We start from the raw sequence: 19,438 nt of genomic DNA on the forward strand, positions 1-19,438 counted from the left end.
CCGTAATTTAAATCGGCGTCTCAACTCAGGCCGGCAATCGCGCCCGCCGTCAGGCTTTCCACGCCCATGATCATGTCTCTGTTCCGCCGCAACCCGCGCGACACCATTTCGGCCCTGTATGGCATGATCGTGGCGCAGGCGCGATTGCCGGTCTTTTATCGGGATTACGCGGTCGCGGATACGGTAAATGGCCGTTTCGACCTCATTGTCCTGCACCTCGCGCTGGTTCTGGACCGGCTGACCGACGGTGGGGTCCTTGATCCGGCGGGCCAGGCGCTTTTCGACCGGTTTTGCCAGGACATGGACGACAACCTGCGAGAAATGGGGATCAGCGACCTCAAGGTACCCAAGGAGATGAAGCTGATGGGGCAGGCCTTCTATGGCCGCTCCAAGGCCTATCTGGACGCCGTGAGCGATCGCCGAGCTCTGGTGGCGGCGCTGACCCGCAATATCTATGGTGGAGCGCCATCGGCTGCCGCGGCCGCGCCCCGGCTTGCCGACTACATCGGGCAGGCGGTAGGGGACTTGAAGGCGCAGGACCGGGCCGCGATCATCGATGGGCGGCTGCGCTTTCCCGATCCGGCCGCCGTGCCGACGCCAACCGTCTGACAGAACCGAAACTGAGTTGACGACCATGAGCAAGAAGAGCGGCCCCGCGCGCGGGGCGCATCCAGAGCGGGCCGCTGCCGGCATCACCGAGGTGGTGCCGTGGAGCGTGCCGGTGACCTTGGATCAGATCAGCGATAGCGGCCTGCACCGCGAAATCGAGGCGTCCGAAGCGGTGCGGTCGGCGGTCGCTGAATTGGCCGGCCTGCGCAGCGTGCCGGAGCTTTCGGCCTCATTCGACATGAGCAAGAACGGCAGCAAGATCCACGTCTCGGGCTCCGTCCATGGCCGGGTCGGGCAGACCTGCGTCGTTTCGCTGGAGCCGATGGAAACGGTTATCGACGAACCGATCGACGTGACGTTCTCTCCGCCGCCGGCCGGCGCGACCGTGCTTCCCGATGCCCAGAGCGCGGAGTTGCGACACGGTGCCGACGGCGAGGCGCCCGAGCCCCTCGTCGGTAATGTCATCGATCTGGGCGCCATCGCGGCCGAGTTCCTGGTCCTTGCCATCGATCCTTATCCTCGCAAGGAAGGAGCCGAGTTCGCGCCTCCTGCGGTTGAGGAAGGCGGTAATTTCGCCTTCGCGGCCTTGGCTGCGCTCAAGAAAGAACCGGGAAACAGCAAGAACTGAAACGGCTTGTCTCGTTCGACCCACCGGGTATGGTGCCCGCGAGCCTCGAATCCGGGTGGAGCCTTGCGGAGCCCGGGCCTTCAATCCGTCGCTCACCATCCTCGTGGGGCGCATGATCCCGAATGCTGGGAAGTCTTTTCGGACGCCATAATCATGTTCCCGACCGTCATCGTCTCTCGGCCGCTTGCGCCACCCTCTGAGCCGCGTCATGTCCGATAATATTCGCATCGCCATTGACGCCATGGGCGGCGACCACGGCCCGGCGGTGGTCTTGCCGGGCTGCGATATCGCGCTCGAACGGCACCCGGATATCCAGTTTCTGCTGTTCGGCGATCGCGCTGCGGTCGACCCGGTGCTTGAGACCCTGCCTCGGCTCAAGGCGAAGGCGGCCTTCACCCACACCGAGGTGTCGATCCGCATGGACGACAAGCCGAGCCAGGCGCTGCGCTATGGCCGCGGCAAGTCGTCAATGTGGCTGGCGGTCGACGCGGTGAAGAAGGGCGAGGCCGACGTCGCGGTATCTGCGGGTAACACCGGCGCGCTGATGGCGATGTCCTGGTTCAACCTGAAAATGATGGAGGGCATCGAACGCCCCGCCATCGCCGGCCTGTGGCCGACGCTGAAGGGCGAATCCGTGGTGCTGGACGTCGGCGCCTCGATCGGCGCCGACGAGGCCCATCTCATCAATCTCGCCGTCATGGGCAGTGCCATGGCGCGCGTGCTGTTCGACATCGAAAAGCCGACCGTCGGCCTCCTGAATATCGGCGTCGAGGAGGTCAAAGGCCTCGAACAGGTCCGCGAGGCTGGCCGCATTTTGCGCGAAGGCGATTTTCCGCATTTCGATTACCAGGGCTTCGTCGAGGGCGACGATATCGGCAAGGGTACGGTGGACGTCGTCGTCACCGAAGGCTTCGCCGGCAACATTGCCCTCAAGACCGCCGAGGGCACCGCCAAGCAGTTCGCCCAGTATTTGCGCGCCGCGATGGGCCGGACTTGGCGCTCGCGGCTCGGCTACCTGCTGGCCAAGCCGGCATTCGATACGCTGCGGGAAAAAATGGATCCGCGGAAGGCCAATGGCGGCGTCTTTCTTGGCCTCAACGGCGTTGTCATCAAAAGCCATGGTGGCGCGGATGCCGAAGGCTACGCCTCGGCGATTGATATGGGTTACGACATGATCCGGTACGAGCTTCTCGCCAAGATCGGCCAGTCCTTGGCGCGCGATCTGAAGGCGCGCGCGGCCGCCCAGGCAGGCAGAGACGCGGTGACGGAACCGGCGGCGAATGGGGCGTCCACGTGAGTGTTATTCGGTCGGTTATTCTTGGCTGCGGCAGCTATCTGCCGGCGCGCATCCTGTCCAATGACGAGTTGGCCAAGACGGTCGATACGACCGACGAATGGATCGTGCAGCGCACCGGAATCCACGAGCGCCACATCGCGGCCGAGGGCGAGCTGACCTCGGACCTGGCGACCCACGCGGCCAAGGCGGCGCTGGCTCATGCCCATGTCGAGGCGGACAGCATCGACCTGATCATTCTCGCCACCGCCACGCCCGACCAGACCTTTCCGGCGAGCGCGGTGACGGTGCAGAACAACCTCGGCATTTCGACCGGCGTCGCCTTCGACCTTCAGGCGGTCTGCTCGGGTTTTGTCTATGCGCTGGCGGTTGCCGACAGCATGCTGCGGACCGGGCCGCACAAGCGGGCGCTGGTGATCGGCGCCGAGACCTTCTCTCGAATTCTCGATTGGAGCGACCGCACCACCTGCGTGCTGTTCGGCGACGGCGCCGGCGCCGTGGTGCTGGAGGCCCAGGAGCAGCCCGGGACCAATACCGACCGCGGCTTGCTCACCACCCATCTGCGCTCGGACGGCAAACACCGCGCCAAGCTCTATGTCGACGGCGGTCCGTCCTCGACCCAGACCGTCGGCCATTTGCGGATGGAAGGACGCGAGGTGTTCAAGCACGCGGTGGCCATGATCACCGACGTGATCGAAGACGCGTTCGCTGCCACCGGCACCAGTGCCGCCGATATCGACTGGTTCGTGCCGCATCAGGCCAACAAGCGCATTATCGACGGATCGGCCCATAAACTGGGCATTTCTCCGGAAAAAGTGGTGATGACTGTGGACCGCCATGGCAACACCTCCGCCGCCTCGATCCCGCTGGCGCTGGCCGATGCGGTAGCCGACCGCCGCATCAAGCGTGGCAACCTGATTTTGCTCGAGGCGATGGGCGGCGGCTTCACCTGGGGCTCGGCTCTCCTACGCTGGTAGGGTGAAAAATGCGGCGCCCGGCGGGGGTCCATTGCCTCAAATCGGCCGTTGACCGCACCCTGTAGAGCTAATATCGTCGATTATTCAGCGAGATATCTTCGCCATGGGTTGGGCAGGGCGATGTCCGGTAAAACAGTAACGAGAGCGGATCTCTGCGAGGCAGTCTACCAGAAGGTGGGGCTGTCGCGGACCGAATCCGCGTCTTTGGTCGAATTGGTCCTGAAAGAGATCACCGATTGCCTCGAACGTGGCGAGACGGTGAAGCTTTCGTCATTCGGCAGCTTTGTCGTGCGCAAAAAAGGGCAACGGATCGGCCGAAATCCGAAAACCGGCAAAGAAGTTCCCATTTCGCCGCGCCGGGTGATGGTGTTCAAGCCGTCCGCCATCCTCAAGCAGCGGATAAACGGGCATAACGTCGCCGACGAAGTCGAACGCGCGTAACAAAGCCGCCGCTTTCGTGTAGATTCTCCGCTCCAAGCTCTAGGCAGGTGAGGCCGCTTTGGACAACAAGGCGCCGGACGCATTCCGCACCATCAGTGAAGTGGCCGACGAACTCGATCTGCCGCAACACGTCCTGCGCTTCTGGGAAAGCCGCTTCGCCGAAATCAAGCCGATGAAGCGCGGCGGCGGCCGCCGCTTCTACCGTCCCGACGATATCGATCTTCTGCGCGGCATTCGTCATCTGCTGTACGGCGAGGGCTACACCATCCGCGGCGTGCAGCGGATCCTGCGCGAGCAGGGCATCGATTTCGTGCAGTCGATCTGGCAGGAGGGCGCCGCGCCGCTGCCCGCCGACGACGCCGAAGATGACCTTGAAGAAGCGATCGAGGCCGAGGACGAAGAACTCGAAGAGCCGCGCGGCTTGCGCGATCGCATCTCCTCTCTGATCGGCCGCGATCTCGGTGACTCCGGCGACGTCGATAATGATCGTCAGGAACCGCCGATGCAGAGCGCGCCGATGCCGCGCATTGATCCCGGTGAGCGTATCGGCACCGCGCCGCGGCCGGCCGATCGGCCGACGCCGCTCGACATCGCGCCCAGAACTGAACCAAGAACCGAACCAAGAGCCGAGCCGCAGCCGGCGCCGCAGGCCGCTGCTTCGGTCGCCATGCCCCAGGACAAGCTGGAGCGCCTCAAGTCGCTGCTCGATGAGCTCAAGGAATGTCGCAGCCTCATCGATGCGGCGCTCGCGCCGGCGAGCAAGTAACGGACCTCCATCGGCACCGAACTATCGCTCATTACCCTCGGCCGCGGTCGATTGGCGGCAGCTTAGGTGCATGTTAGGCAAGGCCGCTTTCCTTCAGTCGCTATGCAGGCCTGTTCCAAGGATATCTCATGACCGAGCCCGATCCGCTTCTCGTCGAACATCCCACCGACGACATCGTCGTGTTGCGGCTCAACCGGCCGCAGGTGCGCAATGCGCTGAGCCTGACGTTGCGTCAGCGGCTGGCGGAGGAGGTCCTGCGCTACGGCAGCGACGCCAAGACGCGCTGCATCGTCATCACCGGCGACGACAAGGCTTTCGCCGCCGGCGCCGACATCGGCGAGATGGCCAAGGCCGGTCCTATCGAAGTGATGGCGCGCAATGTGCAACAGTATTATCGGCCGGTGGTCGAATGCCCGAAACCGGTGATCGCGGCGGTCGAAGGTTTTGCGCTCGGCGGCGGCTTCGAACTGGCGCTGTGCGCCGATTTCATCGTTGCCGGCGAGGGCGCCAAGCTCGGCCTGCCTGAGGTGAAGCTCGGCATTCTCGCCGGTGGTGGCGGCACCCAGCGGCTGGTGCGGCTGGTCGGCAAGCAGCGCGCGCTGATGCTGCTGATGACGGGACGTTTCTTCTCCGCAGCGGAAGCGTTAGCGATGGGCGCGATTGCCGAGATGGCGCCGACCGGACAGGCGCTGGCCCGCGCGCTCGACATCGCCCGCGAAATCGCTGCGATGCCGCCGATTTCGGTGCAGCAGATCAAGGAAATCGTCAACGCCGGCCTCAACGCGCCGCTCGAAACCGCGCTGATGCTGGAACGCAAGGCGTTTCAATTGCAGTTCGCGACTCAGGATCAGAAGGAAGGCATGGCCGCCTTCATCGAGAAGCGCAAACCGACCTACGAAGGCAAATAGGCAAGATTCGTAATGACCGTTGACCTGTTGAAGTCCGATCTCGTCGTCGCCGTATTCGGCGCCGGCACCATGGGCCGCGGTATCGCGCAGGTCTGTGCACAGGCCGGCATCGATACGCTGCTTTATGACGCGCGAGCCGGTGCGGTCGATGAGGCGATCGCCGCCGTTGGCAAGGGCCTGGACGGTCAGGTCGCCAAGGGTCGCATCACCGAGGACGCCAAGCGCGCGGTCATGGCCAAGCTCAAGCCGATGTCTTCGCTGGCGGAGGCCAAACCCGCGGGCCTGGTAATAGAGGCCATCGTCGAGGATCTCGGCGTCAAACGCGACCTGTTCCAGAAGTTGGAGAAAATTCTGGCGGCGGACGCGGTGATCGCCACCAACACTTCGTCGCTATCGGTGACGGAGATTGCCGCCGGCTGTTCCAAGCCGGAACGCGTCGGCGGCCTGCATTTCTTCAATCCGCCGCCGGTCATGAAGCTGGTCGAGGTCATCGCCGGCCTGCGCAGCGATCCGTCGCTCGCCGACGCGCTCATCGCCGTCACCAAGCGCATCGCCAAGACGCCGATCGTGGCGACGGATACGCCGGGCTTCGTCGTCAATCACGCCGGCCGGGCCTACGGGCCGGAAGCGCTGCGCATCGTTGGGCAGGGCATCGCCTCGCCGCGCGAGGTCGATGAACTGATGAAGGAAGCCGCCGGCTTCCGCATGGGGCCGTTCGAACTGCTCGACCTGATCGGCGGCGACGTCACCCATGCCGTGATGGAAAGCATGTACGGCCGTTACTACGAAGAGCCGATGTATCAGCCGTCGGCGCTGCTGGCGACGCGGGTTGCTGGCGGTCTGTTGGGACGCAAGAGCGGCGCCGGATTCTACGACTACAAGAATGCCGAGGCCCCCAGTGCGCCGACCATCGCCGTCGTGCCGCAGCCGGTGCCGACCGCAGCCTGGGTCGCCGATGAAGACGGCGGCCGCGATCTCGCCGCGGTCCTCGAAGCCAACGGCGTCAAGGTGACGATTGGCGGCGCGCCGGCCAAAGGCGCACTTTGCTTCGTCACACCGCTTGGCGAGGACTGCACCGGCGCCGCGCTGCGATTGAAGCTCGACCCGGCAAACGTCGTCGCGGTGGATATGCTCGGCCGCTTCGGCAAGCGCCTGACGGTAATGAAGAACCCGCTGACCGCGCCGGACATGCTCGGCCAGGCCGTCGCCGCGCTCGCCGCCGGCGGCGCAGTGGTCACTGCGATCAACGATTCAACCGGCTTCGTCACGCAGCGGCTGCTGTCGATGATCGTCAATATCGGCACGCGCATCGCCGAGCTGCGCGTCGCCGCGCCGGCCGATATCGATACCGCGGTCGAGCTCGGCCTCAATTATCCGAAAGGTCCGTTGGCGCTCGGCGATGCATTGGGATCGTCACGGGTGCTCGCCGTGCTCGACGGCATGTTCGCGCTGACGCATGATCCGAAATACCGCGCCACGAACTGGCTGCGCCGCCGCGCCGCCTTGGGCGTTTCGTTGCGAACCCCTGATTGATCTTCCGGCCTTAGCTTGCCTGAGCGCCGCGGGCGCGGCCGGCCAGATGCTTCTCCACCAGCGCAAGCACGGACGCGCTCGCCGGATTGGTCGTCTCGATCGGCGAGGCCATCACGAGATCGACGTGAACGCCTTCGGCGCCAACCAGCGGGCGCAGAACCGCGCCCGCCGGCGCGCAGGCCTTGGCCGACTCCGGGACCACAGCCATGCCGACACCTGCCGCGACGCAGCCGAGGATCGCATGCGTCTGCGTGATGTACTGAATGGCTGACGGATAGACGCCGGCCGCCTGAAACAGTCCGGTGACCATGCCGTGGAAGTAGGGGCCCTCGACCGGCGGATAGGTCACGAGCACATTCCCGCCGAATTCATCGATATTGATATGGCGCCGCTTGGCCAGACGATGTTTCGCCGGCACCGCCGCCAACAGCCGCTCCCGTAGCACGCGCGTCGTTCTGATATTGGGCAGCGCAACCGGCGGGCGCAGCAGACAGATGTCGACCTGTCGCGACGCCAGGGCGGCGAGTTGCTGCGGCGTCGTCATCTCGCGCAACGTCAGCGCGATGGCCGGATAATGCTTGCGCAACAGCGCGATGAGCGACGGCACGAAGGCGTAGCTCGACAACGCGGTGAAGCTGATCGTGATCTCGCCGGCATCGCCGCTCGCGATCTGCCGGGTCTGACGATAGGCATCGACCGCTTGATCAAGGATGCGCTGCGACAGTCGCGCAAAACTCGCGCCGGCGGCGGTCAACTGTACCGAGCGGCGGTTTCTTGCCAATAAAGCGGCGCCGATTTCATGCTCGAGCGCCTGGATGTGTCGCGACAACGGCGGCTGACTCATGTTCAGCCGGCGTGCCGCCCGCCTGAAGTTCAGTTCTTCCGCCAACGTGACGAAGCAACGAAGCTGGACGAGCGTGAACATTGATACCCATCTTGTATCAATTGATAACGAACTAAATAAAGACAGGTATCACCGTAGGTGTCTAGTCTGAACGCAACAATGCAGGCCGGAACTTCGGCCAAAACATCAGGGAGGACTCGATGTCTAAGAAGGCTTCCGACGGCCTGTCACGCCGTCACGTGATGCAAGCCGGCTTGGCGGCTGTCGCGGTGTCCGCGAGTGGCGGCATCGCTTTCGGCCAGAGCCGCAAGACGACGATGACTCCCGCCGGTTTCGAGACGTCCGCCGACCTGGCCAAGGCCGAGGCCGAGGGCGAGATGCTGTTCTATACCCATGACAGCGATCCTGCCGGCGCCGCGATCGTCGCCGAGTTCTCCAAGGACTTTCCCAAGATCAAAGCGTCTTATCTGCGCGCTCAGAACGGCGCGCTGTACTCCAAGCTGCTCGCCGAACGCAGCGCCGGACGTTTCGCCGTCGATGTCGTGCAGTTTTCGGAAGTGTCCACCGCGATCGATTTCAAGAAGAAGGACGGCTACGAGCAATACGATTCGCCGCAGAGCAAGGCTTATCCGAAGGAGGCCTTCGGCACCGGCGCCGGATATTACTTCTACTCCGGCATCGATTTCGTGGGCATCGTCTATAATTCGGAGAAGGTGACCGGGGCGGATGTCCCGAAGAACTGGAAGGATATGATCAAGCCGCGCTGGCGCAATGTGATCAGTTCGAAGCAGTCGACCAGCGGCATGCAGTTCGTGCAATGGTACGAACTCAAGCGCCTTTACGGCGACGATTACTGGAAGGAGTTTGCCAAGCTGCGGCCGCACGCCTTCGACTCGCGTGCGCAATTGTTCGAACGTCTCGCCAAGGGCGACGATCAAGCAACCATCCTCGGCGAATGGGCTGGTTACCAGCTGGTCAAGGATCGCGGCGCGCCCGTGGTGTTCGTCGCGCCGGAAGACGGCTGTCCCGCGACGCCGCTGGTGACGGGCATCGTCAGCAAGGCACCGCATCCGGAATCGGCCCGGCTGTTCCTCGACTGGCTGATGTCGTCCAAAGGCCAGGCACTCTACCAGTCCAACAAGTTCCTGTATTACCCGTCGCTGCGCAAGGATGCGCCGCCGATGCCGGGCGGCATGAAACTGGCGGACTACAAACTGCTGTTCCCGCAGGATATGGATGCCTACGAGAAGGCGCATCCCACCTACGTGAAGGAATGGAACGGGATGATTGGCTTGTAAGAGCCGGTCATGCCTCGCAGCGAAAGCAGTTCGGCTCAGCTGATCGTCGGCGGGGCGGTGGCGCTCGTTGTCGCCGCCCTGGTGCTGTACCCGGTCTTCTACCTGTTCCAGGCAGCCTTCGACGTTGGCGATCCCAACGTCAGGCCGCCGACTGCGTACGGTCTCGACAATTTTCTGACGCTCCCGAAATACTGGGAGATCATGGTCAATACGCTTGTCGTGGCCTCGGCCGCGACGGTGATGGCGTTGGTCTTCGGCTTCATCGCGGCCTGGATCCTGACGCGCACCAATGTGCCGATGCGCGGCACGCTCGAGCAGCTCATGGCCGTGCCGTATTACGTGACGCCGCTGCTGGGCGCGCTGGCGTGGAGCCTGCTCGGCGCACCGGAAAGCGGCTTCATCAACCAGCTCTGGCGCGCGATGGGCGGCAAGGAGGCGTTGTTCGATATTTCGGGCCCGCTCGGAATCGCCTGGGTGATGGCGCTGTTCGAGGGCGCGGTCGCCTTCGTCATGATCAGCGCGGTGATGAAGTCGATGGATCCCGCGCTCGAGGAAGCCAGCCAGGTGATGGGCGCCGGGCGGCTGCGCACCATGCTGCGCGTGACGTTGCCGCTGGTCGCACCCGGCGTGCTCGGTGCCGCGGTTTATGTCTTCGCCGAGATGCTCGGGTCGTTTTCCGCCGCGCTGGTGTTGGGCTCGCCGAACCGCTTTTACGTCCTTACCACGGCGATCTACCAGCTCGTTTCGCAATACCCGCCACGGATGCCGCTGGCGGCCGCGATGGGCGTTTCCCTGTTCGCGATCATGTTCGGCCTGGTCTTTCTGTATCGCCGGCTCACGCTCAACCGCAGCTTCACCACGATCAGCGGCAAGGCGTTCCGCCCGCGGCCGATGGATGTCGGCCCGCTGCGCTGGGTGCTGTTTGCGGTCTGCGCGGTCTATCTGTTCCTGTCCGTGTTCCTGCCAATGGCGACGCTGATGTTCGCCTCGGTGCAGCGACTCGCGACCGTTATGCCGACATTGTCGAACCTGACTCTGGAACATTACACCACGGCGTTCTCGCTCAACGCGGTGCGCTCGGCGATGGGCAACAGTCTGTGGCTGGGCTTCTGGACGGCGACGATCGGCATCGTTCTGACCGGCCTGATTGCCTGGTTCATTCAGCGCTCGAAGCTGCCCGGCCGCCACTTTCTCGAATACATCGTGATGTTCCCGCAGGCCGTGCCGCGTCTGGTCTTTGCCTTCGGCATGATGTGGGCCTGGCTGGTCTTTCCGATCCCGATCTACGGCACGCTGTGGTTGCTGCTGATCGCTTACCTCACGGTGTTCCTGCCGCTCGGCGTGCGCACGATCTCCGGGGTCATCGTGCAACTCGATCGCAGCCTCGAGGAGTGCGGCGAGGTGTGCGGCGCCAACTGGTTCTACCGCATACGGACAATTACCGCACCGCTGCTGCGGCCCGGTCTGGTCGCGGCATGGTTCCTGATCTTCGTTGCCAGCGTGCGCGAACTCGGCGCGTCGATCCTGCTGATGGGACCGAACAGCAAAGTGCTGACGCCGGCCATCGTTGAATCGTTCTTTTCATCGTCGAGCGAACTGACGGCCGCGATGGCGCTAATTCAGACCGTCGTCGTTGGCGCGGCGATGCTGCTGTTCCTGATCTCGACGCGTCGCCTGTCCAGAATCGAGAGCTGACCATGACCGCCGCGCCTCATATCGAAGTCGAAGATCTGGTCATTCGCTACGGCGCTGTGCAGGCCGTCGGCCCGGTCAGCTTTCAGGTCAAGGCGGGTGAACAGATGACGCTGCTCGGGCCGTCCGGCTGCGGCAAGACCACGACCTTGCGCGCCGTCGCCGGTCTCGAGAAGCCGCACTCCGGCCGCATCCGCGTCGGCGGCCGCGTCATGTTCGACGGCGAGGCGGGTATCAACCTGCCGGCGGAAGAGCGCGGCCTGTCGATGGTGTTCCAGTCTTATGCGATCTGGCCGCACATGACGGTGTTCGAGAACGTCGCCTATGGCCTCAGGGTACGCCGGAAAAGCCAGGCCGAGATTCAGGACCGGGTCAGGGAGGCGCTGGCGCTCGTCAAGATGGAGGCCTTCGCCGATCGCCATGCCTCGCAATTGTCCGGCGGCCAGCAGCAGCGTGTCGCCGTGGCGCGCGCCTGCGCCTTCTCGCCCTCGGTGCTCTTGTTCGACGAACCGCTGTCGAACCTCGATGCCAAGCTGCGCGGCAATATGCGTATCGAGTTGCGCGAACTGCAGCACCGGCTCGGCGTTACGTCGCTCTATGTGACGCATGATCTCGAGGAGGCGCTGGCGATGTCGGATCAGATCCTGGTCATGAATGCCGGCCATATCGAGCAACACGGGTCGCCGGATGCGATCTACAACAGTCCGCGCACGACTTTCGTCGCCGACTTCGTCGGTTCGTCCAACCTCATTCGCGGCAAGGTCCTGCGCGAGCGTTCGAGCGCCGACATCGTCGTCATCGAAGCGGACGGCGGCGAGGTCATCCATGCCGCGACCTGCGGCCGCCAGGTCGGCGACCAGGCGTGTCTGTCGGTGCGGACCGTTCACCTCGACATTGCCGACGCCGCGTCGACGCCGCCCCGTCACCCGAACCACTGGCCGGCGACCATCCAGCGCTCGGTCTTTCTTGGCGACCTGACCCAGATCCACGTGGTCTGGGGCGGGCGTGAATTGATCATTCGCCGCGCAGGTCCGCAGCACTGGCAGGAAGGTCAGCAGGTGATGCTGAGCGCCGATCCAGCCCACTGCACCTTGCTTGAGGACAACTGACGCGGTCGTCTCTAGAGAGCCTGATATGAAGCATTCGCCGACCCCTGACACGGTCACCCGATCCGTGGCCGAATGGGAGCGTTTTGCAGCGTCGCTATTCGCGGCCGCTGGCCTCGCGGCTGACAAGGCGGCGTCGGTCGCGCGTCTGCTCGTGCTCACGGACGCGATGGGACGCGGTACGCACGGCCTCGCGCAGTGCCCGGCCTATCTCGACGAACTGGCGGGCGGCGGCATGAGCAAGGAGGGCGAGCCCGAGATCGTTCGCGATACCGGGGCAACCATCGTCTGGGACGGCCGCTATCTGCCGGGCCTCTGGCTGATGGAGAAGGCCCTCGAAACGGCCTTCGCCCGTATCGAGGCCCACGGCGTCGTCACCTTCGCCATGCGGCGCAGCCACCACATCGGATGCCTCGCCGCGCTCGCCAAATATGCGACCGATCGCGGATGCTACATCATGCTGGCGTCGTCCGGCCCGCACACCAAGTTCGTGGCGCCGTTCGGCGGCAGGCAGGGGCTGTTCAGCCCCGACCCCTTTGCCATCGGCTTCCCGGCCGGGGCCAGCCCGGTGCTGTTCGATGCCTGCGCGTCGCTGACGACCGTATCGATGACGCGCACCAAGGTCGCCGCCGGCGAGCAGTTCGAGCATGCCTGGCTGCTCGACAGTGCGGGACGACCAACGCGGGATCCGGCGGTGATGGAGGGCAGCGGCAATCGCGGCAGCCTCATGCTGCTCGGCGGCGCGGAGGCCGGCCACAAGGGTTTCGGCCTGGCGCTGATGGTCGAAGCGCTGACGCAAGGCCTGTCCGGATTCGGACGTCGCGACGCGCCGACGCGATGGGGCGCCAGCGTCTTCATGCAGGTGATCGACCCGCGGGCCTTCGCCGGCCCTGAGGCCTTCGAGGCGCAGACCGCGTTCTTCGCCGACCAGTGCCGGGCCAATGCTCCCATAGACCCAGCGGCACCGGTACGACTGCCGGGCGATCAGGCGGCGCGCAACATCGCTATGGCGATGGAGCAGGGCATCGCTTTGCCAAGAGCGACCGTAGCCGAACTTGAACGTTGGGCGAAACGGCTTCAGCTGTCCGATTGACCGCCGATGCTGAAATGCCTGTTAGCCGCGTTTGGCGCGGCAGAACTGCATCATGTACAGCGCGCGATCGGTATTCGGATCGGCCCCGAGGGCGGTAAGCCCGGCGGCCTCGACGGCGTCACAGCCGGCGTCGGCGGCCTCCGGCGAGACGGCTTCGATCAGGATCAGCCATTTGGGAATGCCGACCGTTCGGCCCTTGCGCTCGGCGGTCTCGACATCGCTGGCCGCATGATCGGCGATGCACAGATGAACTCCGACCACGCCGGGGGTGTCGATGACGCTCGGCAAGGCCTTGTGGCGCAAGGCGCGTTCGAGCGTTTCGTCCTCGCCGGCGCGCGGGCCGAACTGCAGCGTGATCAGGTAACCGCCATCGCCGCAGGACTGGCTGAATTTCAGACGGCATACGCCACGCGACGTGGCGCGGAAATAGGCGGGTACGACGCTTTTTGTCCATGGCGTCGGATTATTGAGACGATTGAAATAATCCTGGCCGCTGAGCACTTCGGGACTTTCGGCCTCATACAGCGTGAAGTATTCGGGGTGACCGTATTTGGCAATGTAACGGCGGCCCCGAATGAAACCCGGAATACCCGCCCGCTCGGGCATGTGTTCCCGATCATGCCATTCGTAGAACTGCTCACGCCCCTCTGGAGCGATACCGTTCCAAATGGCGACCACGCCGTGTCCGAATATCGACATTTACGCCTCGTTGCGGATGATCAGTGACCCAGCGATTCCGAAAGCCCTGAGCCCTGGTGGAAAACGCCGCGCGACAGGAAGATGTTCGTGATCTCTTCGGTAATCCGGAGAAAGGTCGGATCACGTCGCGCGCCGAGTCCGCGAGGCCGCGGAATATCGACTTCGATCACTTGTTCGATCCGGCCAGGGCGCGGCGACATCACGACGACACGGTCCGCGAGCAGAACCGCCTCGTCGATGCCGTGCGTTACGAACAGCACGGTCTTGCGGGACTTGAGCCACAGGGCCTCGAGATCCACGCGCATTTGCTCGCGAGTCAGGGCATCGAGCGCGCCGAAGGGCTCGTCCATCAGGAGCAGCGACGGATTATGGACCAGCGCCCGGGCGATGGCCGCACGCTGGCGCATGCCGCCGGACAATTCGCGCGGATAGCGATTGAGAAAATCACCGAGGCCGACCGCTCCCAGTAGATTTCGTGCCCGATCGCTGAAATCCTTGGCCTTGATGCCGCGCAGTTCGAATTGGATCAGGACATTGTCGAGAATATTGCGCCAGTCGAGCAGGACCGGGCTCTGGAATACAATGCCGACATCCGTGAGCGGACTGGTGACGACGCCGTGAGGCGTCGTCACAGTGCCTGTCGTCGGCTTTGAAATGCCGGCGACGATGCGCAGGAGTGTGCTCTTGCCGCAGCCCGAGGGGCCAACAATCGCGATAAATTCGCCGTCCTTGATCGTGAGATCGACGGACGACAACGCGACGATCGGTCGATCCTCGGTGCCGAATGTCTTCGACACACCTTCGGCGCGGATGGCCGATTGCTTTGTCGACAAGTCGGTCACGTCCGGAAGCCGGTCGGTCGTGTTGGCATTGCGGGTCCGATTACTCATTCTTTCGGCATGTAGTCGTTCGAGTAGAACGCCGAGGCCGGCTTGTCGGTCTTGAGGTCACGGTACTCGGTCAGGATTTTCATGGTGCGCTCCCAGTCCTCGGGTTCGCTGTATCCGAAAGGCTTGCCCTTGCCGTGCGCCGACTTGATGAAGGAGATATCGGCTTCGAGCTGGCCTTTCTGCGACACACGATCGAGATCCGGCCGGGTTTTCAGCAGGGCATCGATCGCGGCATCTGGGTTCTTGATGGCTTCCTGCCAGGACTTGGCGGTTGCGCGCAGGAAGCGCTTCACCAGATCGGGATTCTTCTGGGCAAAAGCATTGCTCGTGACGACGGTAAGTCCGACCGTGTTGGCGCCGTGGTCGGCGAATTTCATGCCGACGGGGTTGCCGCCCTTCTGTTTGACCAGAAAGTACTGGTCGTCGAGACCGCCGATGATTGCATCGACCCGTTTCTCCAGCAGCGCTACGACCTTGCCGGCAGGGTCGATCTGGACCAGCGAGATCTTGCTGCGGTCAATGCCGGCGCTCTTGGCGAAGGCCGGAAACAACTGGGTCAGCGCGTCGCCGGCGCTGATCGCCATGCGTTTGCCTTCGAGATCCTTGGGTCCCTTGATGCCGGTCTCGGCAAGCGAAATGATGCCGAACGCACTATTGGCGTGGATCGTCATGACGGATTTGACGTCGGCTCCCTTCGAGGCGAGGAGCATGACGCTCGAAGAGTCGGCGACGCCGAAGTCGTCCGATCCGGCCGCGACCGTCTGAACGGTGTTGGCCGAACCACGGCCTTCGTTCAGCGTGAGCTCGATGCCTTCGTCCTTGTAGTAGCCGCGCTGCACGCCGAGGTGGAACGGGGCATGGAAGCCGCCGTAATACCAATTCATCCGGAACGTGACCTTGTCGAGTGCCGCTGCCGGGCCCGACATCAGAATGGTGGCAGCCGCCAAAGCGGGCACCAGCACTTTCAGCATCTTCATGGTTTCCTCCCTCGTTTTGTTTATTTTTAGTCGGTCGCTCAGGTTACGTCGGTGTGACCGCCTGGCGGAAGCCGCCACGGCACGAAAATTCGTTCGAGCAATTCGGCCATGAAGTAGATGGCGACGCCGATGGCGCTCAGCAGGATGATGGCGGCGAACACCATGCGGGTGTTGAGGTCGCCGTTGTATTGCAGGAGCAGGTAGCCGAGGCCGCGATCCGAAGCGACGAACTCGGCGACGACCGCCGCGGTCGCCGAAAGCGCCGCGCCGACCTTCAATCCGGTGAAGATCTCGGGCAGGGCGTGGGGCAGCCGGATCTTGAAGAAAGTGCGAAAACCGTTGGCGCCGGTCGTTCTCACGAAATCGACAATCTCGGGGTTGATCGACTTGAAGCCGGCGATGGCGGACACGACGATCGGGAAGAATGAAAGCAGAAACACCAGCAGCACCTTCGGGGTGAACCCGAATCCGAACCAGATGATGAAAAGCGGCGCCACGGCGATTTTCGGCACGATCTGCAGGAATACGACAACCGGGTAGATGGTTTCCTCGAAGAGGCGTGAAAAGGCGATCAACAGGGCGAGTGGAATGCTGATGGCAATGGCGAGCGCATAACCGGCGATGATCTCGACCGTGGTCGTCCATGCATTGGTCAGCAGGTTCGGCCAGTGCTCGATAAAGCCGTAGAACACGCTGATCGGCGACGGCAACACGTATTCCTTGACGCCGCTCTGTACCGCCAGCTCCCACAGCGCGAACAGCAGGACGAAGCCGACCAGAAAGCGTGAGCGTCGGAGAATGTGACCATTGATGATAAGCCGGGCCGACAAGCCCCGCGGTTTGCTGATTTCGTCAGGCCCGGCCATCTGATCCTCACACTGTCGAAGCGAAGCCACCGCCGTCCATAAGGAGGTTCTGACCGACGATGAAACTGGCATGCACGCTGCAGAGGTAGGCGCAGGTGTTGCCAAATTCCTCGGCGGTGCCGAAGCGGCGGGTCGGGACTTGATCGGTTTGCTGCTTGACGAAGGTCTCGTAATCGATGCCGGCCTGCTCGGCGCGGCCGCGCATCGGTCCCATCTGACGCTCGGTCGCGAAGGGACCGGGCAGCAGATTGTTGATGATGACATTGTCCTTGGCGACTTGGCGGGCGAGGCCGGCGACCATGCCCGTGAGACCGGCGCGCGCGGCGTTGGATAACGGGAGGTGGTAGAGCGGTGTCTTCACTGACCGCGAGGTGACATTGATGACGCGGCCGAACTTCCGTTTCGCCATGCCGTCCACGGTGGCCTTGATCAGCATGATCGGCGCGACCAGGTTCGGCACGAGCCCCTTGAGCCATTGGTCTTCATCGAGGTCTCGAAAATCGCCGGGCGGCGGGCCGCCGGCATTATTGATGAGGATGTCCGGCTCGGGACAGGCCTTCAGCAAAGCGTCGCGGCCTTCCGGCGTCGTGACGTCGGCGACCACCGGCGTTACGTTGACGCGGCTGTTCTGGCGGATCGCGTCGGCCGTGGCCATCACCTCGGCCTCGTGACGGCCGTTGATGACGACGTCGACACCTTCCCGCGCCAGTGCCTCGGCGCAGCCGCGTCCAAGGCCCTTGCTCGAGGCGCAAACAATCGCGCGGCGCCCCGCGATTCCAAGATCCATACTTCAACTCCAGAACGACACGTGAAACTGACCGAGATCAGACCGGGATCCACGCCAATGCGCGGGTCTCGGTGAGGCGCCGCGGCAGGGCTTCCCAGCTGTCGCCGCCGTCGTCGCTGCGGAAATACTGGCCGAGCGCGGTCGATGAGAAGAGCAGGTCGGGGTTGGCGCGATTGGCAGCGACAAGCCAGGCCGAGCTTTGCAGATCGCCCGGCAGACCGGCGTTTTCCCAGTGCTCACCGAAATCGCGGGTACGCAGGAGGCGCCCCCATGATCCGGGAGGGCCATCGCCGTTGGCGACAAAGGCCACGCCGGAGTCGTCGGCACGCGGCGTGATGGTGCGGGTATAGGGCTTTTTGGACGCAAAGGGCATCCGCGCCCAGCTATCCCCGTTATCGCGACTGATGTTGAGGCCTTCGTTGGTTGCGGCAAACAGCACACGTTCGTTGCGGTGATGCATGATGCCCACATCGTGGACGTCGTCCGAGATCAGACCTGACGAGGTCATCGTCCAGGTTTTGCCGGCGTCGTCGCTGCGATAGACCCCGCCCACCTCAAGGCCCGCCCAGACCAGATTATGCTCCTTGGGGTCGAATAGAATTTTGGTCACTCGCGGCGAGCCGACATAGAGACAGGTCGCGGGGATGCCGGTGTTGCACCTTTCCCACGACTGGCCGCCGTCGGTGGAGCGGAACACGTTGCCCGGCCGTGTCCCAGCGAGGACCAGATCCGGTTCGCTGGGGCTGCGCGCGATAGACCACACTTGCATGGCGTCCATGGGCGACTGCAGATGTGTGAACTTGTGGCTTGCGACATCGAGGCGATGAACGCCGCTGTCTGTGCCGACGAGAATTTCGCCGGGCCGGTCGGGATGCCAGTTGAGCGCCCAGACGCGGGTTTCGCTGTAGAGGCCTGTCGAGCCCCAGAGACGATCGAAGGTCTGGCCGAGATCGTTGCTGAACCAGACCGAAAAACCACCAGTTCCGACATAGAGACGCGGTGTCACGGCGTTTCCTCGTGTTTGCGCATGTCCGTCATTGGTTGGCGCGGACATTGCGAACCTGTACTTTGTCGAGTAGACCAATCGCCAATATTGGTCAATCAGTCTGAGGCTTTGAATCATGCGAAATCCGCAGATTAGCAAACCAAGTGATCGAATTGGTTTGCATCGTGGCGACTCCGCCGCGGCTTTGCGTCGAATGCGCAGCATGATCGAACGCGGACGCTTTCAAGGTCGGTTGCCGCCGGAGCGCGAGCTCGCCGTTGAGTTGCAGGTCGGTCGCACGACATTGCGCAAGGCGCTCGAGGTGCTCGAGGCCGAAGGCCAGATATGGCGTCACGTCGGTCAGGGGACTTTCGTCGGCCGCCGCCCGCAGGTCGCGGGCGTTGAGCAAATGCTGAAGCTCGGCAAGGTGTCGCCGAAGGAGTTGCTCGACGCGCGCCTTATCCTTGAGCCGTCAATTGCGGCGTGCGCCGCGGCCACGGCGCGATCTTCCGATATCGCGCGCATGAAGATGTGCGCGCTCAAGCGGGAAACCACGAAGGAGCCCGACGCCTACAATCTGTGGGATCACCAGTTTCATCTGGCGATTGCCGAGGCGACGCAGAATCCTATTCTGTCGGCGTTGCTTGAGCAGCTCAATTTGCTGAGGCGGACCCCAACTTGGGCGACCTACAAAAAGGACCGGATGCGGGATCCGTTCTATTCGGTTTCCAAGCGTGAACATCGGGCGATCATCGCCGCTATTGAGCAGCACAATTCGGCCGCCGCATTTCAGGCGATGAAAACGCACATTATGGGTGTGCAGGACGGGTTCTATGGCTGGGCCGAACAGGCGTCGGCGACGCAAGGCGCCGTGACGTAGCGCGGCTGGGGAATTCCCCAATCGTCGCGCTTACATAAGTATCTGACAAAGCTGATAAAATGGTCGGGGCGGCGAGATTTGAACTCACGACCCCTAGTCTCCCAGACTAGTGCGCTAACCGGGCTGCGCCACGCCCCGACCGGAACGGCGCGGACTATAGGGACG

At 63.5% G+C, this 19,438-nt stretch carries 20 protein-coding genes and 1 tRNA gene; 13 read left to right on the plus strand and 8 right to left on the minus strand.

Translation table 11 applies throughout. From position 1 onward, the window contains the following. The first annotated feature begins 66 nt into the window (after positions 1-66). The 8 genes from ASD45_RS08210 to ASD45_RS08245 all read left to right on the plus strand — a co-directional run bounded on the left by ASD45_RS08210 (position 67) and on the right by ASD45_RS08245 (position 7,156). Positions 67-609 carry a ubiquinol-cytochrome C chaperone family protein gene (locus ASD45_RS08210; protein ID WP_056911041.1) on the plus strand — a complete coding sequence of 181 codons (543 nt, stop codon included), beginning with the start codon at positions 67-69 and terminating at the stop codon, positions 607-609. A gap of 25 nt (positions 610-634) precedes the next feature. Further along, the gene (locus ASD45_RS08215; RefSeq protein WP_082540719.1) at positions 635-1,237 is read left to right on the plus strand and encodes a DUF177 domain-containing protein; all 603 of its coding nucleotides are present in this window, start codon (positions 635-637) and stop codon (positions 1,235-1,237) included. A gap of 208 nt (positions 1,238-1,445) precedes the next feature. Next, positions 1,446-2,534, plus strand: coding sequence for a phosphate acyltransferase PlsX (gene plsX / locus ASD45_RS08220; RefSeq protein WP_056911042.1), 1,089 nt, complete (start codon positions 1,446-1,448; stop codon positions 2,532-2,534). Further along, a complete protein-coding gene (locus tag ASD45_RS08225) occupies positions 2,531-3,508 on the plus strand; it encodes a beta-ketoacyl-ACP synthase III (protein ID WP_056911043.1) in 978 nt (325 codons plus the stop codon). Before plsX ends, ASD45_RS08225 begins: the two co-directional genes overlap by 4 nt. Positions 3,509-3,628: 120 nt before the next feature. Continuing rightward, positions 3,629-3,949 (plus strand): integration host factor subunit alpha, encoded by a 321-nt coding sequence (locus ASD45_RS08230; protein WP_056911044.1) that lies wholly within the window; start codon positions 3,629-3,631, stop codon positions 3,947-3,949. A 58-nt stretch (positions 3,950-4,007) separates the two neighbouring features. Beyond that, positions 4,008-4,715: a MerR family transcriptional regulator gene (locus ASD45_RS22970; RefSeq protein WP_082540720.1), complete on the plus strand. Its 708-nt coding sequence runs from the start codon at positions 4,008-4,010 to the stop codon at positions 4,713-4,715. Positions 4,716-4,843: 128 nt separating this feature from the next. Further along, positions 4,844-5,623 carry an enoyl-CoA hydratase-related protein gene (locus tag ASD45_RS08240; RefSeq protein WP_056911045.1) on the plus strand — a complete coding sequence of 260 codons (780 nt, stop codon included), beginning with the start codon at positions 4,844-4,846 and terminating at the stop codon, positions 5,621-5,623. 12 nt (positions 5,624-5,635) lie between these two features. Continuing rightward, positions 5,636-7,156, plus strand: a complete 1,521-nt coding sequence (locus ASD45_RS08245; protein ID WP_056911046.1) for a 3-hydroxyacyl-CoA dehydrogenase — start codon at positions 5,636-5,638, stop codon at positions 7,154-7,156. Between the two features lie 10 nt (positions 7,157-7,166). Here the strand turns inward: ASD45_RS08245 and ASD45_RS08250 are convergent, their stop codons facing one another. After that, a complete protein-coding gene (locus ASD45_RS08250) occupies positions 7,167-8,081 on the minus strand; it encodes a LysR substrate-binding domain-containing protein (RefSeq protein ID WP_056911047.1) in 915 nt (304 codons plus the stop codon). A gap of 119 nt (positions 8,082-8,200) precedes the next feature. Here ASD45_RS08250 and ASD45_RS08255 point away from each other — a divergent pair, with 119 nt between their 5' ends. The 4 genes from ASD45_RS08255 to ASD45_RS08270 are packed head-to-tail and all read left to right on the plus strand — an operon-like array spanning position 8,201 to position 13,189. Beyond that, a complete protein-coding gene (locus ASD45_RS08255; RefSeq protein WP_056911048.1) occupies positions 8,201-9,298 on the plus strand; it encodes an extracellular solute-binding protein in 1,098 nt (365 codons plus the stop codon). Positions 9,299-9,307: 9 nt separating this feature from the next. Then, positions 9,308-10,993, plus strand: a complete 1,686-nt coding sequence (locus ASD45_RS08260; protein ID WP_056911049.1) for an iron ABC transporter permease — start codon at positions 9,308-9,310, stop codon at positions 10,991-10,993. 2 nt (positions 10,994-10,995) lie between these two features. Next, complete coding sequence (locus ASD45_RS08265; RefSeq protein WP_056911050.1) at positions 10,996-12,099, plus strand: ABC transporter ATP-binding protein; 1,104 nt, start codon at positions 10,996-10,998, stop codon at positions 12,097-12,099. 25 nt (positions 12,100-12,124) lie between these two features. Then, a complete protein-coding gene (locus tag ASD45_RS08270; RefSeq protein ID WP_082540721.1) occupies positions 12,125-13,189 on the plus strand; it encodes an Ldh family oxidoreductase in 1,065 nt (354 codons plus the stop codon). Between the two features lie 21 nt (positions 13,190-13,210). On the opposite strand, the gene ASD45_RS08275 is transcribed toward ASD45_RS08270, so the two are convergent. Genes ASD45_RS08275 through ASD45_RS08300 form a run of 6 tightly spaced genes read right to left on the minus strand, consistent with a single transcriptional unit; the run spans position 13,211 to position 18,414 of the window. Further along, complete coding sequence (locus ASD45_RS08275; RefSeq protein ID WP_056911051.1) at positions 13,211-13,888, minus strand: hypothetical protein; 678 nt, start codon at positions 13,886-13,888, stop codon at positions 13,211-13,213. Between the two features lie 20 nt (positions 13,889-13,908). After that, complete coding sequence (locus ASD45_RS08280) at positions 13,909-14,778, minus strand: ABC transporter ATP-binding protein (protein ID WP_082540722.1); 870 nt, start codon at positions 14,776-14,778, stop codon at positions 13,909-13,911. Then, a complete protein-coding gene (locus ASD45_RS08285) occupies positions 14,775-15,755 on the minus strand; it encodes an ABC transporter substrate-binding protein (RefSeq protein WP_056911052.1) in 981 nt (326 codons plus the stop codon). The genes ASD45_RS08280 and ASD45_RS08285 overlap by 4 nt, the downstream gene beginning before the upstream one ends. 38 nt (positions 15,756-15,793) lie before the next feature. Beyond that, positions 15,794-16,621 (minus strand): ABC transporter permease, encoded by an 828-nt coding sequence (locus ASD45_RS08290; RefSeq protein WP_056911053.1) that lies wholly within the window; start codon positions 16,619-16,621, stop codon positions 15,794-15,796. 7 nt (positions 16,622-16,628) lie between these two features. Continuing rightward, positions 16,629-17,408: an SDR family oxidoreductase gene (locus ASD45_RS08295; protein ID WP_056911054.1), complete on the minus strand. Its 780-nt coding sequence runs from the start codon at positions 17,406-17,408 to the stop codon at positions 16,629-16,631. 37 nt (positions 17,409-17,445) lie between these two features. Then, complete coding sequence (locus tag ASD45_RS08300) at positions 17,446-18,414, minus strand: hypothetical protein (protein ID WP_056911055.1); 969 nt, start codon at positions 18,412-18,414, stop codon at positions 17,446-17,448. Positions 18,415-18,529: 115 nt separating this feature from the next. On the opposite strand from ASD45_RS08300, the gene ASD45_RS08305 reads away from it, so the two are divergent. Next, positions 18,530-19,273 carry an FCD domain-containing protein gene (locus ASD45_RS08305; protein ID WP_082540724.1) on the plus strand — a complete coding sequence of 248 codons (744 nt, stop codon included), beginning with the start codon at positions 18,530-18,532 and terminating at the stop codon, positions 19,271-19,273. Between the two features lie 60 nt (positions 19,274-19,333). Here the strand turns inward: ASD45_RS08305 and ASD45_RS08310 are convergent. Further along, positions 19,334-19,411 (minus strand) — tRNA-Pro (locus ASD45_RS08310). Between the last annotated feature and the right edge of the window lie 27 nt (positions 19,412-19,438).

Origin of the sequence: Pseudolabrys sp. Root1462 (genome assembly GCF_001426945.1) — a bacterium.
Taxonomy (GTDB): Bacteria; Pseudomonadota; Alphaproteobacteria; order Rhizobiales; family Xanthobacteraceae; genus Pseudolabrys.